14 protein-coding genes are annotated in these 13,171 nt (G+C 73.7%); 1 reads left to right on the forward strand and 13 read right to left on the reverse strand.

Annotated features, from left to right (window positions below):
* The first annotated feature begins 5 nt into the window (after window positions 1-5).
* A complete protein-coding gene (meaB, locus tag OHV05_RS04850) occupies window positions 6-1,001 on the forward strand; it encodes a methylmalonyl Co-A mutase-associated GTPase MeaB (RefSeq protein WP_405016507.1) in 996 nt (331 codons plus the stop codon).
* A 9-nt stretch (window positions 1,002-1,010) separates the two neighbouring features.
* On the opposite strand, the gene OHV05_RS04855 is transcribed toward meaB, so the two are convergent.
* The 13 genes from OHV05_RS04855 to OHV05_RS04915 form a co-directional block, all read right to left on the reverse strand.
* Window positions 1,011-2,582 carry a DUF4153 domain-containing protein gene (locus tag OHV05_RS04855; protein WP_405016508.1) on the reverse strand — a complete coding sequence of 524 codons (1,572 nt, stop codon included), beginning with the start codon at window positions 2,580-2,582 and terminating at the stop codon, window positions 1,011-1,013.
* A gap of 181 nt (window positions 2,583-2,763) precedes the next feature.
* On the reverse strand, window positions 2,764-3,390 hold the full coding sequence (locus OHV05_RS04860; RefSeq protein WP_405016509.1) for a hypothetical protein: 627 nt from the start codon (window positions 3,388-3,390) through the stop codon (window positions 2,764-2,766).
* Between the two features lie 14 nt (window positions 3,391-3,404).
* Window positions 3,405-3,971 (reverse strand): nuclear transport factor 2 family protein, encoded by a 567-nt coding sequence (locus OHV05_RS04865; protein ID WP_405016510.1) that lies wholly within the window; start codon window positions 3,969-3,971, stop codon window positions 3,405-3,407.
* Window positions 3,972-3,982: 11 nt separating this feature from the next.
* The gene (locus tag OHV05_RS04870; protein WP_405016511.1) at window positions 3,983-4,507 is read right to left on the reverse strand and encodes a hypothetical protein; all 525 of its coding nucleotides are present in this window, start codon (window positions 4,505-4,507) and stop codon (window positions 3,983-3,985) included.
* Window positions 4,504-4,989, reverse strand: coding sequence for a hypothetical protein (locus OHV05_RS04875; RefSeq protein WP_405016512.1), 486 nt, complete (start codon window positions 4,987-4,989; stop codon window positions 4,504-4,506). The genes OHV05_RS04870 and OHV05_RS04875 overlap by 4 nt, the downstream gene beginning before the upstream one ends.
* Entirely contained in the window at window positions 4,986-6,137 is a 1,152-nt protein-coding gene (locus OHV05_RS04880) for an MlaD family protein (protein ID WP_405016513.1), read from the reverse strand. The genes OHV05_RS04875 and OHV05_RS04880 overlap by 4 nt, the downstream gene beginning before the upstream one ends.
* Entirely contained in the window at window positions 6,137-7,249 is a 1,113-nt protein-coding gene (locus OHV05_RS04885) for an MCE family protein (protein WP_405016514.1), read from the reverse strand. Before OHV05_RS04885 ends, OHV05_RS04880 begins: the two co-directional genes overlap by 1 nt.
* Window positions 7,246-8,238, reverse strand: a complete 993-nt coding sequence (locus tag OHV05_RS04890; protein WP_405016515.1) for an MCE family protein — start codon at window positions 8,236-8,238, stop codon at window positions 7,246-7,248. Before OHV05_RS04890 ends, OHV05_RS04885 begins: the two co-directional genes overlap by 4 nt.
* Window positions 8,235-9,278, reverse strand: a complete 1,044-nt coding sequence (locus tag OHV05_RS04895) for an MCE family protein (RefSeq protein ID WP_405016516.1) — start codon at window positions 9,276-9,278, stop codon at window positions 8,235-8,237. The genes OHV05_RS04890 and OHV05_RS04895 overlap by 4 nt, the downstream gene beginning before the upstream one ends.
* Window positions 9,275-10,309 (reverse strand): MCE family protein, encoded by a 1,035-nt coding sequence (locus OHV05_RS04900; RefSeq protein ID WP_405016517.1) that lies wholly within the window; start codon window positions 10,307-10,309, stop codon window positions 9,275-9,277. Before OHV05_RS04900 ends, OHV05_RS04895 begins: the two co-directional genes overlap by 4 nt.
* Window positions 10,306-11,550 (reverse strand): MCE family protein, encoded by a 1,245-nt coding sequence (locus OHV05_RS04905; RefSeq protein ID WP_405016518.1) that lies wholly within the window; start codon window positions 11,548-11,550, stop codon window positions 10,306-10,308. The genes OHV05_RS04900 and OHV05_RS04905 overlap by 4 nt, the downstream gene beginning before the upstream one ends.
* Window positions 11,547-12,404 (reverse strand): MlaE family ABC transporter permease, encoded by an 858-nt coding sequence (locus tag OHV05_RS04910; RefSeq protein ID WP_403045029.1) that lies wholly within the window; start codon window positions 12,402-12,404, stop codon window positions 11,547-11,549. Before OHV05_RS04910 ends, OHV05_RS04905 begins: the two co-directional genes overlap by 4 nt.
* A 3-nt stretch (window positions 12,405-12,407) precedes the next feature.
* Window positions 12,408-13,169, reverse strand: a complete 762-nt coding sequence (locus tag OHV05_RS04915) for an MlaE family ABC transporter permease (RefSeq protein WP_403045032.1) — start codon at window positions 13,167-13,169, stop codon at window positions 12,408-12,410.
* Between the last annotated feature and the right edge of the window lie 2 nt (window positions 13,170-13,171).

Consider the following 13,171-nt stretch of genomic DNA (forward strand, 5'->3'; position numbering starts at 1 on the left):
ACCCGATGGCCCGGACGATCGACCTCGAGCAGTACATCCAGGGCGTGCTGGACGGCTCGCGCGCGTACATCGCGCGGGCCATCACCCTGGTGGAGTCCACCCGGCCCGACCACCGGGCGCTGGCCCAGCAGTTGCTGGTCGCGCTGCTGCCGCACTCGGGCAAGGCCGTCCGGGTCGGCATCACCGGTGTGCCCGGTGTCGGCAAGTCGACCTTCATCGAGGGTCTCGGCACCATGCTCACCGGGCTCGGTCACCGGGTCGCGGTGCTCGCCGTCGACCCGTCCTCCAGCCGGACGGGCGGCTCCATCCTGGGCGACAAGACCCGGATGGAGAAGCTCGCGGTCGACCCGGCCGCGTTCGTCCGGCCCTCGCCGACCTCCGGCTCGCTCGGCGGGGTGGCCCGGGCCACCCGGGAGAGCATGGTGGTGATGGAGGCGGCCGGCTACGACGTGGTCCTGGTCGAGACCGTGGGTGTCGGCCAGTCGGAGACCACCGTGGCCAACATGGTCGACTCCTTCCTGCTGCTCACCCTGGCCCGCACCGGCGACCAGCTCCAGGGCATCAAGAAGGGCGTCCTGGAACTCGCCGACCTGGTGGCGGTGAACAAGGCCGACGGCCCGCACGAGCTCGACGCCCGGGCCGCCGCCCGGGAGTTGGCGGGTGCGCTGCGCCTGCTGCAGGCCCCGGACGCCGCCTGGACCACGCCGGTGCTCACCTGCAGCGGCCGGGACGGCGCCGGCCTGGACACCCTCTGGGAGCGGCTGACCCAGCACCGGCAGATCCTGGAGGCGACCGGGGCGCTGACCGCCAAGCGCCGCGACCAGCAGGTGGCCTGGACCTGGGCGATGGTGCACGACCAGCTGCTCTCGCAGCTGCGCGAGCATCCCGGCGTGCGCCGGATCGTCCCGGACCTCGAACAGCAGGTCCGGGACGGCACCCTGACGGCCACTCTGGCCGCCGAACGCATCCTGGCGGGCTTCCGGGCGCCGGACGGCGGCTGACCCGCGCGCTCAGCGCGCGTCGAAGCCGATCCGGTCGCACGCCTCCGACGAGTCGGTCACCGGGCGCGCGGCCAGCAGGTCGCGGGCCCGGGACTCGGACAGGCTGGTGGCGTACCACGGCCGGGGGCCGTCGGTGAGGCCGCGGGTGACCAGGGACAGGGCGCAGGCCCGCTGGTCGGCCGGCAGCCGGTCCAGGGCCGGGACGGCGTCCAGCGAGAGCCCGACGATGTTGCGCAGGTCGATCCGGTCGGTGCTCCGGTAGCGGGCCACGTTCTGCTCGGCGACCATCGCGTCCGGGCTCATCAGCCCGTAGACGGCGGCGGTGGCCATGGCGCTGAGCAGCACGGCGCGCGGCAGCCACCCGGCCGCCCGGCGGGCACCTGCCACGATCACCAGCAGCAGCACCACGCCGAGCCAGATCTCCACCACCAGGACCCAGAGCCGCAGTTGGGTCAGCCCGGAGGCGTCGACGTAGTACCACATCCGGCCGAGCGCCGAGGCGACCACGACCAGGGTGAGGGTGCACAGCGCACCCAGCAGGAGCTTGGCGAGCCGACGGTCCGACTCGGTGGCGCGCGGGGCCCAGCGGTGCGCGACGGCGACCACGACCAGGGTCAGCACGGTGATCACCATCAGCTGCCAGAAGCCCTGCCGGGCGTACTCGGACCGGCTCATCCCGGTCTTCGCCATGATGGCGTCCCGGCCGCCGAGCACCACGATCGCCTGGATCACGGCGAAGGCGCCGAACAGCAGGTTGAGCGCGGCCAGCGGCACCGCCCACTCCAGTCGGCCGCGCGGGCGGCCGGGCCTGACCACCGTCCGGTCCCAACGGCGCGGGCCGGCCGCGATGTGGGCGAAGCCGAGCGAGACCAGCAGGCCGAGGCAGAACAGGAAGGCGTGCTGCGGCAGGTCGCCGGGCTCCAGCTCCACCCGGGGGATCAGGTCCTCCAGCACCTCGGCCATCGCGGCGTCGGCGCTGACGAACAGTCCGCCGAAGACGGCCAGCAGGGCGGCCGCCACCAGCGCCGCCTTGAGGACCGACACCGCCTTGCCCCGCCCGCCGGGCAGCCGGAGGCCGCGCAGGCCCGTGCGGGCCCAGCGCACGGACGGCACGAGCTGCCAGGCCAGTCCGGGCAGCGCGAGCAGCACGCCGACCCAGCGCTTGCCGCCGTGCAGGGCGAGTGACGCCAGGCCCAGCGCGCAGACACCGGAGAGGACCACCGCCCAGTCGGCCTCGTACAGGGCGGGCACCGTGAGCAGCGCGAGCGCGAGCACGCTCCAGACCACCGTCCAGGGCCGGACCGAGCGGCCCGCCGCCCGGGCGGCGATGCCCGCCCCGACCGCCGTGACCAGGCCGCAGAGCAGCAGATTGACGCCCAGTGCGTCGGCCAGCAGCCAGCTGGTCAGCACACCGGCGGCCAGCGCGAGGCCGACCACCCGGCGGGTGGCGGGCGCCTTCCGGTCGGGATCGCTGGCGCGCAGCCACTGGAACGGCTGCGGGGCCGGCGCCGCCGGGCGGTACGTGTACGGGTCCCACTGCGGGCCGGGCGGCGGGGCGGCGGGGCTGGACGTAGCGGACATGAGTCCCCCTCAACGGTCGGCAGGCATGCGGAAGCCGCCCGGGGGCAGTCCGCCGTCGGCGCAGTTCAGCGCCTCGACGGGCTCGACTCTAGAGCATTCTGAACAGGTTCAAATACACCCCGGCGCGGATTGTGCACCGAGTCGTGACACCGGCCCCGGGCCGCTGACCGGCCGTCCGCCGTCAGCGGCCGTAGGTGTCGATGTTCTCGATCCGCCAGGTGCCGTCGGTGCGTACGGCGTCGACCGCGAACATCGCCGCGGAGTAGCTGGCGGCGTCCTTGGCCCCGTCGGCGGTGCTGGTGTTGCGCTGGTCGGCGAAGATCACCAGCCGGGCCCGGTCGCCGTCCAGGGCGGCCACCGCCGCGTCGGTGACCGTGGTGGTGAGCACCAGCTTCTTGGCCGCCGCCTGGGCCCGGACCTGGGCCAGCAGGGTGGCGTGCTGCTCGACCGCCCGGCCGGTGAGCAGCCGTTGGGCGGCCTGGTCGGTGCGGGCCGGGTCGGCGTGGGTGAAGGAGAACAGCGCGTTCACCGCCTCGGTGATCTTTCCCTTCACCTCGCTGGTACCGGCCGGGTCGGTGAGGGCGGTGTTGTGCTGCCCGGCGTCGGCCCGCAGGTCGGCGGCGGCCATCGCCGACCAGATCCCGAAGCCGCCGAGCAGCACGGCCAGCGCCAGCAGCACGGCGGGCAGCGGGCGGCGGCGCGGCGACCGCTTCGCGGGGGCCGGGTCCGGCGCCGGGGCGACGGGCGGGCGGCCGGCGGCCAGGCGGCGTTGACGGTTGATCAGGTGGCGGGTGGTGGTGGTCGACATGGCGGCGGTGCTCCTCACTGCCCGGCGGACGGCGTGGTCGGGGCGGTCGGCGCGACCGAGGCGGTGGTACCCATCGGGGCCTGGCCGAGGGCGCTGAGCTTCCAGCCCTCGCCCGTCCTGGTGAGCCGGCCGAGCATCCGGCTGTCCTTGGTGACCGGCTGCTCCTGCCCGGTCCGGACGGTGATCCGGACCGCGATCAGCACGGCGGCCTGGCCGGACCGCTCGTCCAGTTCGGTGACCGCGCCGTCCAGCACGTGGGCGGTGGTGACGCTCCGGGCCTGCTGCACCTGCTTCTCGAACTCGCCCCGTCCCTGGACCAGCTGGTTGTGCAGCTCGCCGGTGGTGGACTGCTCCCAGAGGTCCAGCCCGGGCGCCAGGGCGGCGTGGTCCAGGGTGTTCAGGTTCTGGACGGCCTGCTCCCCCGCCGCCAGCGCCTGGTCCCTGGCCCGGGCCAGGTCGGCGGAGCCGTCGTGCGCGGCCGCGTACCAGGACCAGCCGCCCCACCCCGCCGCCGCCGTCGCCGCCAGCAGCAGGCCGGCCGCGAGCACCGGCAGCCGGTCGCGTATCGCACGCACTGTCATCCACTCCTCCGTTACAGGGACTTGAGATCGGTGACCAGCCAGTGGCCGGCCTCCAGCCGGGCGCTGACCAGCAGTTGGGCGGCGGTGCCGGTGGGCGGTCCGTCCGCGCGCCGGGCGCTCTGGTCGAGCAGCACCAGCAGTTCGGCCCGGTCGGCGCCGAGCCGGACCACCCCGGCGCTCACCACCCGGCTGGTCAGGACGAGTTGCTGCTCGCCGACCCAGCCGCCGAGCCGCTCGGTGAGCGCCAGGTACTGCTCCCCCGCCGTGCCGTCGAAGACCGCCCGGGCCGCCGTCCTGGTGCTCTCGCTGTCGGTGGCCGCGTAGGAGAAGGCCCGCCCGAGCGCCGATCCGACCTCCTCGGCCACCCGGCCGGTGGCGGTCCGGTCGGTGAACGCGTGGTCGGTGGTGTCGGCGCCGCTCCGGATCAGCTGTCCGGTCCCGAACAGCGTCAGCCCACCGAGCAGGACCAGCACCGGACCGGCCCGCCGCAGGTACCGCAGCGCGCCCGCGACGGAGCGGCCGGGCGGGCGCCTCACGCCGCCGCCACCGGTACGGTCGCCAGGTCGGCGGCCTTCCAGCCGTCCCCGGTCCGGGTCAGCGACACCGTCACCCGGCGCCGGTCGGTGCTCGACCCGCCGGTGGCGGAGACCCGTTCGAGCCGGACCACGGCGATCAGCCGGGCCGTGCCCGCCGCCGGGTCGAGCGCGGTCAGCGCCGCTCCGGCCAGGCTGGCGCGTACGGTCTGGTCCGGCGCCGGGGCGGCGCCGAGCCGGTCGTGCAGCGGTGCGTGGGTGACGGAGAGCCAGCGGGCCCGGGTGGCCGCCGGGTCGGCGGCGTCCGCGCTGGTCAGCACCGTCACCGCGGTCCGCCCGGCCGCCAGCGCACCGGCCCGGGCCCGGTCGTCGGCCGTGTCGCTGCGCGCCTGCCAGTGGCTCAGCCCGCCGAGCGCCAGCACGACCAGCGCCACTGCCCAGGCCAGCCCCCTCCTGGTCCGGGCGTTCCAGCCGGGCGCGGTCACGGCCGGGCCCCGGGCGTCGCGGGCGCCACCGGGGTCGGCACCCCGCCCTTCGGCGCGTTGCCCGAGCCACGGACCGAAGTCCCGCTGCCCGCCGGTGCGTTGCAGCGCGCGTCGGCGTTGAAGGTCCCGGGCGAGGTGTCCAGGCCGTTGCGGTAGACGGTGCCCTGGTAGCCGTCGGTGCACGGCAGCGGCGAGAAGAAGGTCACGGCCATGCCCAGCCGGGCGCCGTCGGCGGTCACCGCGGTCGCCCCGGCGGCGGCCGCCGCCGGGAGCCGGACCAGCAGTTCCTCGATGCCGTGCTGCCGGGTGACGCCGAGCTCGGCGGTGGTCAGCAGGTTGGCCAGCAGCACGCTCAGACCGGGGTCGACCTCCTTCAGCAGGGCGCTGACCTGACCGGCCGCGCCCGGCCCGGAGGCGATCAGCTTCCGCAGATCGCCGTCGGAGCGGGAGAGTTGGGCCGAGAGTTCGGCGGCGCCGGTGGCGAACGCCCGGATCGCCGTGGCCTCCTCGTTCTGGGTCCGCAGCACCGCCTCGCCGTCCACGATCAGCCGGTTGGTGGCGGGCAGCGCGCCGCTCGCGGCGGTCAGGAAGCCCCGGCTGCCGTCCAGCAGCGCCTGCAGGTTGTCCGCCTGGCCGTTGAAGGCGGTGCCGAACTCGTCCACCACGGTGCGCAGCGAGTTCAGCGGCACCGACGCGACCAGCGCGTCCACCCGGCCGAGCATGTCGGTGACCGGCGCCGGGACGGCGGTGTCGGCGCGGGCGATCTCGGCGCCGTCCCGCAGGTACGGCGCCTGGTCGGTGCTGGGGCGCAGGTCGATGTACTGCTCGCCGACGGCGGACAGGTTGGCCACCACCGCCTTCAGCCGGTCCGGGATCGGCGGCGCGTCCCGGGAGATCCGCAGTTCGGCCGTCACCCCGTCCGGGGTGAGCCGGATCGGGCCGACCCGGCCGACCGAGACGCCCCGGTAGGTGACGTCGGCGTGCTCGAACAGGCCGCCGGTACGCTCCAGTTGGACGTCCACCTGGTAGTAGCCGCGCAGCCCGACGTACCGGCCGAGGTCGGCGTGCCGGATCGCGATGTAGCCGAGCACCAGGACGGCGATCAGCAGGAAGCCGAGGTTCTTCAACCGGACCGCGAGGGTGAGCATCAGCGCGCCTTTCCGGACGGTCCGGTGACGGAGGGCAGCGGTAACGGCAGCTGCCGGGCGAGGGATTCCGGTGCCGGGACCGGGTCCGGCTTGGGCGGCGGGTCGGCGGTGTCGTTCGGGTCGAGCTCGGGGATGATCCGGGTGCCCGGGGCGGCGGCCAGGTCCAGGTAGACGTTCAGGTAGTCGCCCTTGACGCCGCGCAGCACCTCGTCGGTGAACGGGTAGGTGAGCAGCACCTGGAGCGAGTCCGGCAGCGCCTTGCCCGCGTCGGCCAGCCGTTGCAGGGTGGGGGCGATCGCCTTGAGGTCGGCCACCATGTCGTCCCGGCTGCGGTTGACGGTGTCCACCGCGACCCCCGAGAGGGTGTCCAGCGAGCGCAGCAGGGTGACCAGGTCGCTGCGCTGCTCCTCCAGCACGGCCAGGCCAGGGCTGAGCCCGGTGAGCACGGTGCCGATCTGCTGGTCCCGGGTGGCCAGGGTGCTGGACAGCCGGTCGACGCCGTCCAGTGCGGCAGTCAACTCGGCCCGGTGGGCGTCGAGTTCGCCGGTGAAGGTGTTCAGCCGGTCCAGCACCGAGCGGACCTGGCTCTCGTTGCCGCTCAGCGCGTTGCCGAGCTCGGTGTTGATGCTGCGCAGCTGGTCGATCCCGCCGCCGTTCAGCAGCATCGACAGCGCGCCGAACACCTCCTCCACCTCGGTGGAGCGCCCCGTCCTGCTGTCGGGGATCACCGCGCCGTCGGCCAGGCTGCCCGAGGCCGTCTCGGTGGCGGGCGGCGCGGTCAGCCGGACGTACTTCTCGCCGAGCAGGCCGGACTGCGCGAGTTCGGCGTAACTGTTCGCGGGCAGCCGGACCTTGCCGTTCAGCCGGAGGGTGACCACGGCGGTCCAGTCGTCCGGCGAGAGCTCGATCCCGGTCACCCGGCCGACCGCGACGCCGTTCACCTTGACCGCCGACTGCGGGACCAGGCTGAGCACGTCGGCGAACCGGACCGAGACCTGGTACGGGTGGTCGCCGAGGTCGGCGCCGCCCGGCAGCGGCAGGTCCTGGACGCCGCCGAAGCCGGCGCAGCCGGTCAGGAACACCAGCGGGAACAGCAGGAGTTGACGTCTCATCGGCCCACTCCGGGCAGTGGTAGCGGCAGGGCGGCGATCTCGGTCAGGTTGGCCCGGCCGGCCAGCGTGCCGGCCGCCGGGTCGTAGGCGCGCAGCAGGTTGCCGGCCGCCAGCGGTGCGGTGTCGAGCAGCTCGGCCAGCGAGGCCCGCTGGTCCACCAGGCTCTGCGTGATCGGGACCAACTGGTCGATGCTGTGGGCCAGTCGGCTCCGGTTCTGCTCAACGAAGGTCTTCACCTCGCCGAGCGCGACCGCGAGGTTCTGCAGGGCCAGCCCGAGCTCCTCCTTGTCCTGGGCCAGGAAGGTGTTGACCTCGGCCAGCCGGTCGGTGGCGGACCGGACCTGACGGTCGTTCTCCTGCAACATGCTGGTGAAGGACTGCAGTTGGGTCAGGGTGCCGAACAGGTCCTCGCTGCGGCCGGAGAGCGTCTTGGCGGCCCGGCCGAGCTGTTCGATGCTGTCGCCGATCGCCTTGCCGTTGCCGTCCAGGTTCCGGGCCCCGACCTCCAGCAGCCGGGACAGCGCCCCGTCGGAGTTGGCGCCGTCCGGACCGAGCGCGGTGCTGAGGTCGGTCAGGCTCTGGTAGAGCTGGTCGATCTCGACCGGCTCGGCCGTCCGGTCGACCGGGATCACCGCCCGGTCGGCCAGCACCGGGCCGCCGGTCCAGGCCGGGGTGAGCTGCACGTACCGGTCGGCGACCACGCTCGGGGCGACCACCACGGCGGAGGCGTCGGCCGGGACCTTCACCCCGTGGTCGAGGGTGAGCTGCACCCGGACCCGTTCGCCCTCGGGGCGGACGGCGTCCACGGTGCCGACCTTGACGCCGAGCACCCGCAGGTCGGAACCCGCGTACACCCCCACGGCGTGGTCGAAGTAGACCGTCACCCGGCTTCCCTCCGGGCCGGGGACGGCGATCAGGACGGCCAGCAGTGCGGCCACGGCCGCACCGGTGCCGATCAGGACGGAGCTCCTGGTGCCGGGTCGCTTCATCCCCGGCCTCCTTCCGGCCGGGTCGGCAGGCAGCCGGTGGCGGGTGACGTCCCGTCGGGCAGGTAGGACCGGGGCACCACCCCGCACAGATAGGTGTCGAACCAGCGGCCGTTGCCGAGCGTGTTGCCCATCAGCCGGTAGTACGGGCCGAGCAGGGCGAGGGTCTGGTCCAGGCTCTGCTGGTTGTCCCGCAGCACGCCGGTGACCCGGTCCAGGGCGGCCAGCGTCGGGGCCAGCTGCCGCTCCTGGTCCCGGACCAGCCCGGTCAGCTGGCTGCCCAGTTCGCCGGTGCCGGTGAGCAGTTGGTGGACGGCCGTGCGGCGGCGCTGGATCTCGGCGAGCAGCTGGTCGCCGTCGTCGAGCAGGGCGGCGAACCGGCTGTTCTGGTCGCTCACCGTCTTGCTCAGCCGGGCGCTGCCGCTGAGCAGCCGGGCCAGCTGGGCGTCCCGGTCGGCCACCGTGCGGGAGAGCGCGGAGAGGCCGTCGGCGGCGCTGCGCACCGAGTCGGGGGTGTCCTTGAAGGTGTCGGCGATGGTCCGGAAGCTCTCCGCGAGCTTGCTGCCGTCGATCGCGCCGAGCGTCTTGCCGAGCCCGTCCAGCGCCTGGGTGACGTCGTACGGGGAGGTGGTCCGGGTGGCCGGAATGGTCCGGTCCGGGTCCTGCTCGGCCGCGCCGAGCGGGTCGAGGGCGAGGTACTTCTCCCCCAGCAGGGTGCGGATGCCGATCGCGGCGGTGGAGGCGTCACCGAGCCAGGTGTCCTTGACCCGGAAGGCCACCCGGACCTTGGCACCGGCCAGGCCGACCTCGGTCACCTTGCCGACCTTGGCCCCGGCGACCCGGACCTCGTTGCCCGGGCGCAGCCCGCCCGCCTCGGTGAACTCGGCGGTGTACTCGGTGCCCTGGCCGAGCAGCGGCAGCCGGTCGGCCTGGTAGGCGACGGCGGACAGCAGCAGGATCAGCAGCAGTCCGACCGCGCCGACCACGGCCTGGTTGCGTTCGCGCAGCGGCTTGAACAGGGGTTGGCGCAGCGTCCGGTTCATCCCTGGCACCTCGGTTCGGTGACGGTGATGCCGGTGGGCGGCGGGCTGCCGTCGCTGGTGCCGACGCCGGTGACCGCGGCCTGGCAGAGGTAGAGGTTGAACCAGGAGCCGTACCCGGCCAGCCGGCCCAGCGTGCGCAGCTTCTCGGGGCTGCGCTGCAGGAAGCTCTCCAGCTGGGTGTTGTGCTCGGCCAGTCCGGTGGAGAGCCGGCCCAGTTGGCCGATGGTGTCCTTGAGCGGCGGGCGGCTGTCCTGGAGCAGTCCGGCGGTGCTGGTGGTCAGCGCGCCCAGGGCCTGCACGGCCTCGCCGATCGGCTGCCGGTCACGGGCGAAGCCGGCCACCAACTGCTGGACGGTGCCGACCAGTTCGGTGAAGCCCTGCTCGTGCGTGTTGACGGTGGCGACCACCGTGTTCAGGTTGTCGATCACCCGGCCGATCACCTCGTCCTTGGCCGCCAGCGTGCCGGTCAGCGAACCGACGCTGCGCAGCAGGCCGTCCACCGTGCCGCCCTGGCCCTGGAGCACCTGGACGATCTCCTCGGCGAGCTTGTTCACCTCGGTCGGCGAGAGGCCCTGGAACAGCGGCTGGAATCCGCTGAACAGCTGGGTCAGGTCGAGCGCGGGCCGGGTGCGCTCCAGCGGGATGGTCGAGCCGGGGTTCAGGTGGTCCGCCAACGGCCCGGCGCCGCGCTCCAGTTCGAGGTAACGCTGGCCGACCAGATTGAGGTACCTGACCGAGGCGGTGACCGAGGCGGGCAGCTGGGTGCCCCGGCGGACCGAGAAGCTCACCTGGGCGTACCGGCGGTCCACCACCGTGACGCTGTCCACCTCGCCGACCCGGACCCCGGCGATCCGTACGCTGTCGCCGACGCTCAGGCCGGTCACGTCGGTGAACCGGGCCCGGTAGCCGGAGGTGGCGTCACCGAGGCCGGTGTCCGCGATGCCCAGTGCCAGCGCGGTGGTGGCCAGCGCGGTGACCAGGATGAAGGCCAGCGACTTGGTGATCGGCGCGGCCAGACTGCGGCGTCTCATCCGAGCTTCACCTCGGCTCCGCGCAGCAGCGGCCCGGCCAGCACGCTGGTCCAGTCCGGCAGGTCCCCTCCGGGGGCCAGCAGTTCGTTCACCAGCGCGTTCTCCTGCGGTGAGTTGGGCAGGCCCAGGCCGAAGGCGGCGGGCATCGGGAAGCCCTCCCCCGCGGCTGCTGCGGGCGGCGTGCTGCCACGTCCGGTGTAGGGGGTGTCGTAGCACTTGGGTCCGCCGGTGGCGGTGTACGCGGGCGCGTCCTTGCCGGGCTGGTACTTGCCGCGCGACGGCAGGGTGGAGACGGTGACGTGCAGGCCGGGCCGGTCGGTGCCCTTGCCGAGCGCCTTGTCCATCACCGGTACGAAGTCGGCCAGTTGACGCAGCGTGCAGGGGAAGGCGGGGGCGTACTCGGCGAGCAGCTCCAGGGTGGCCCGGCTGTCGGCGGAGAGCCGGATCAGGGTGGACCGGTTGCGCTGCAGGAAGTCGGTCAGGTCCCGGGCGCTGGTGCTGCCCGCCGCGTACAGCGCGCGCAGGCCGCCCTGCTGCCGGCTCAGCGTGCCGGTGGTGGTGGTCAGGTCGGTGAGCGCCTGGAGCAGGTCGGGGGCGGCGTCGCCGTAGGTCTGACTGAACGTCACCAGCTGCCCGATGTCCCGGGTCAGGGCCGGGAGTTCGGGGTTCAGCCCGGCCAGGTAGGAGTCCAGGTCGACCAGCGTGGCGCCGAGCTGGGTGCCGCGTCCGCGCAGCGCGGTGGAGACCGCGTTCAGGGTGGCGGAGAGCTTCTCCGGCTGGACGGCGGTGAGCAGCGGCAGCAGGTGGTCGAGGACCTGTTCGAGTTCGACGGCCTCCGGCGAGCGGTCCTGGGCGATCACCGCGCCCGCCCGCAGCGAGCCGTCGGAGCCGGCGGCCGGGGGCACCAGCGCCACGAAGCGTTCGCCGAACAGCGTGGTGGGCAGCAGCTGGGCCGTCACCCCGGCCGGGATGCCGGTCAGCCGGGCCGGGTCCAGCGCCAGGGTGAGCCTGGCCCGGTCGCCGTCGGCACCGACCGAGCGGACCCGGCCGACCACCACGCCGCGCAGCTTCACGTCGGCGTTGACATGCAGTTCGTTGCCGGCCGCGGTGGTCTCCAGGGTCACGGTGGTCTCGTCGGCGAAGGTCCGGTCGTAGACCGCCACGCAGAGCCCGGCGAGCAGCGCGGGCACCACCAGGAAGACCACCCCGGCCACCAGCCGGCCCTGCCTGCGGGCGCTCATCCGGACACCCGCACCGTGGTGGTGGCTCCCCAGATGGCGAGCGAGAGGAAGAAGTCGGTGATGCTGATGATCACGATGGCGTTCCGCACCGACCGCCCGACCGCGATGCCCACCCCGGCCGGGCCGCCCTTGGCGTGGAAGCCGTAGTAGCAGTGCGCCAGGATCACGATCACGCTGAAGACCAGCACCTTGAAGCCGGACAGCAGCACGTCCGCCGGGGCCAGGAAGAGGTCGAAGTAGTGGTCGTAGGTGCCGGGTGACTGCCCGTTGACCACCACGGTCACCGCCCGCGAGGCGGCGTACGAGGAGAGCAGGCCGATGCCGTACAGCGGCAGCACCGCGACCACCCCGGCGATGATCCGGGTGGTCACCAGGTAGGGCAGGCTGCGGATGCCCATCCCCTCCAGCGCGTCCACCTCCTCGTTGATCCGCATCGCGCCGAGCTGGGCGGTGAAGCCCGCGCCGACCGTGGCGGACAGCGCCAGCCCGGCCACCAGCGGGGCGATCTCACGGGTGTTGAAGTAGGCGGAGACGAAGCCGGTGAAGGCGGCGGTGCCGAGCTGGTTCATCGCGGCGTGGCCCTGCAGGCCCACCACGGTGCCGGTCGCGGCGGTCATCCCGATCATCACCCCGACGGTGCCGCCGATCACCCCCAACCCGCCACTGCCGAAGGCGACTTCGGCCAGCAGCCGCTGCACCTCGCGGAAGTACCGGTACAGCGCGCGCGGTATCCAGAGCAGGGCGGCGAGGTGGAACAGCAGGTGGTCACCGGTGCGCTCCAGCCAGGCCAGCGGGGAGCGACGAGGCGGCTCGGGCGGGCCGCCCGGCGGGGTGGCGCGGTCCAGCAGGGCCATGGCTCAGGCTCCCTTCTGCGGGACGATCCGCAGGTAGACCGCGGTGAGCACGACGTTGACCACGAACAGCAGCAGGAAGGTGATCACCACGGCCTGGTTGACCGCGTCGCCGACGCCCTTCGGCCCGCCGCGCGGGTTCAGGCCCCGGTAGGCGGCCACGATCCCCGCGATGAAGCCGAAGATCAGCGCCTTCAGCTCGCTGATGTACAGGTCGGGCAGCTGGGCCAGCGCCGAGAAGCTGGCCAGGTAGGCACCCGGAGTGCCGTGCTGGAGCACCACGTTGAAGAAGTAGCCGCCGAGCGTGCCGACCACCGAGACCAGCCCGTTCAGCAGTACGGCCACCGCCATCGCGGCCAGCACCCTGGGCACCACCAGCCGTTGCACCGGCGAGACGCCCATCACCTCCATCGCGTCCAGCTCCTCGCGGATCTTCCGCGACCCGAGGTCGGCACAGATCGCCGACCCGCCCGCCCCGGCGATCAGCAGCGCCACGATCAGCGGGCTGGCCTGCTGGATCACCGCCAGCACACTGGCCCCGCCGGTGAACGACTGGGCGCCCAACTGCTGCGCCAGCGAGCCGACCTGAAGCGCGATCACGGCGCCGAACGGGATCGACACCAGCGCGGCGGGCAGGATCGTCACACTGGCCAGGAACCAGAACTGCTCGACCAGCTCGCGGACCTGGAACGGCCGCCGGAAGGTGTCCCGGACCGTCCCGGCGGACAGCGAGAGCAGCTGCCCGGTGTGCCGCAGCGCCCCGGTCACCG

Origin of the sequence: Kitasatospora sp. NBC_00070, from assembly GCF_045041205.1 — a bacterium.
GTDB lineage: Bacteria > Actinomycetota > Actinomycetes > Streptomycetales > Streptomycetaceae > Kitasatospora.

What these genes read in the sequence shown, in the direction of transcription:
- meaB (WP_405016507.1), top strand. Translation starts at nt 6, where the DNA reads ATGGCCCGGACGATCGACCTCGAGCAGTACATCCAGGGCGTGCTGGAC.
- OHV05_RS04855 (WP_405016508.1), bottom strand. Translation starts at nt 2,582, where the DNA reads ATGTCCGCTACGTCCAGCCCCGCCGCCCCGCCGCCCGGCCCGCAGTGG.
- OHV05_RS04860 (WP_405016509.1), bottom strand. Translation starts at nt 3,390, where the DNA reads ATGTCGACCACCACCACCCGCCACCTGATCAACCGTCAACGCCGCCTG.
- OHV05_RS04865 (WP_405016510.1), bottom strand. Translation starts at nt 3,971, where the DNA reads ATGACAGTGCGTGCGATACGCGACCGGCTGCCGGTGCTCGCGGCCGGC.
- OHV05_RS04880 (WP_405016513.1), bottom strand. Translation starts at nt 6,137, where the DNA reads ATGCTCACCCTCGCGGTCCGGTTGAAGAACCTCGGCTTCCTGCTGATC.
- OHV05_RS04885 (WP_405016514.1), bottom strand. Translation starts at nt 7,249, where the DNA reads ATGAGACGTCAACTCCTGCTGTTCCCGCTGGTGTTCCTGACCGGCTGC.
- OHV05_RS04890 (WP_405016515.1), bottom strand. Translation starts at nt 8,238, where the DNA reads ATGAAGCGACCCGGCACCAGGAGCTCCGTCCTGATCGGCACCGGTGCG.
- OHV05_RS04895 (WP_405016516.1), bottom strand. Translation starts at nt 9,278, where the DNA reads ATGAACCGGACGCTGCGCCAACCCCTGTTCAAGCCGCTGCGCGAACGC.
- OHV05_RS04900 (WP_405016517.1), bottom strand. Translation starts at nt 10,309, where the DNA reads ATGAGACGCCGCAGTCTGGCCGCGCCGATCACCAAGTCGCTGGCCTTC.
- OHV05_RS04905 (WP_405016518.1), bottom strand. Translation starts at nt 11,550, where the DNA reads ATGAGCGCCCGCAGGCAGGGCCGGCTGGTGGCCGGGGTGGTCTTCCTG.
- OHV05_RS04910 (WP_403045029.1), bottom strand. Translation starts at nt 12,404, where the DNA reads ATGGCCCTGCTGGACCGCGCCACCCCGCCGGGCGGCCCGCCCGAGCCG.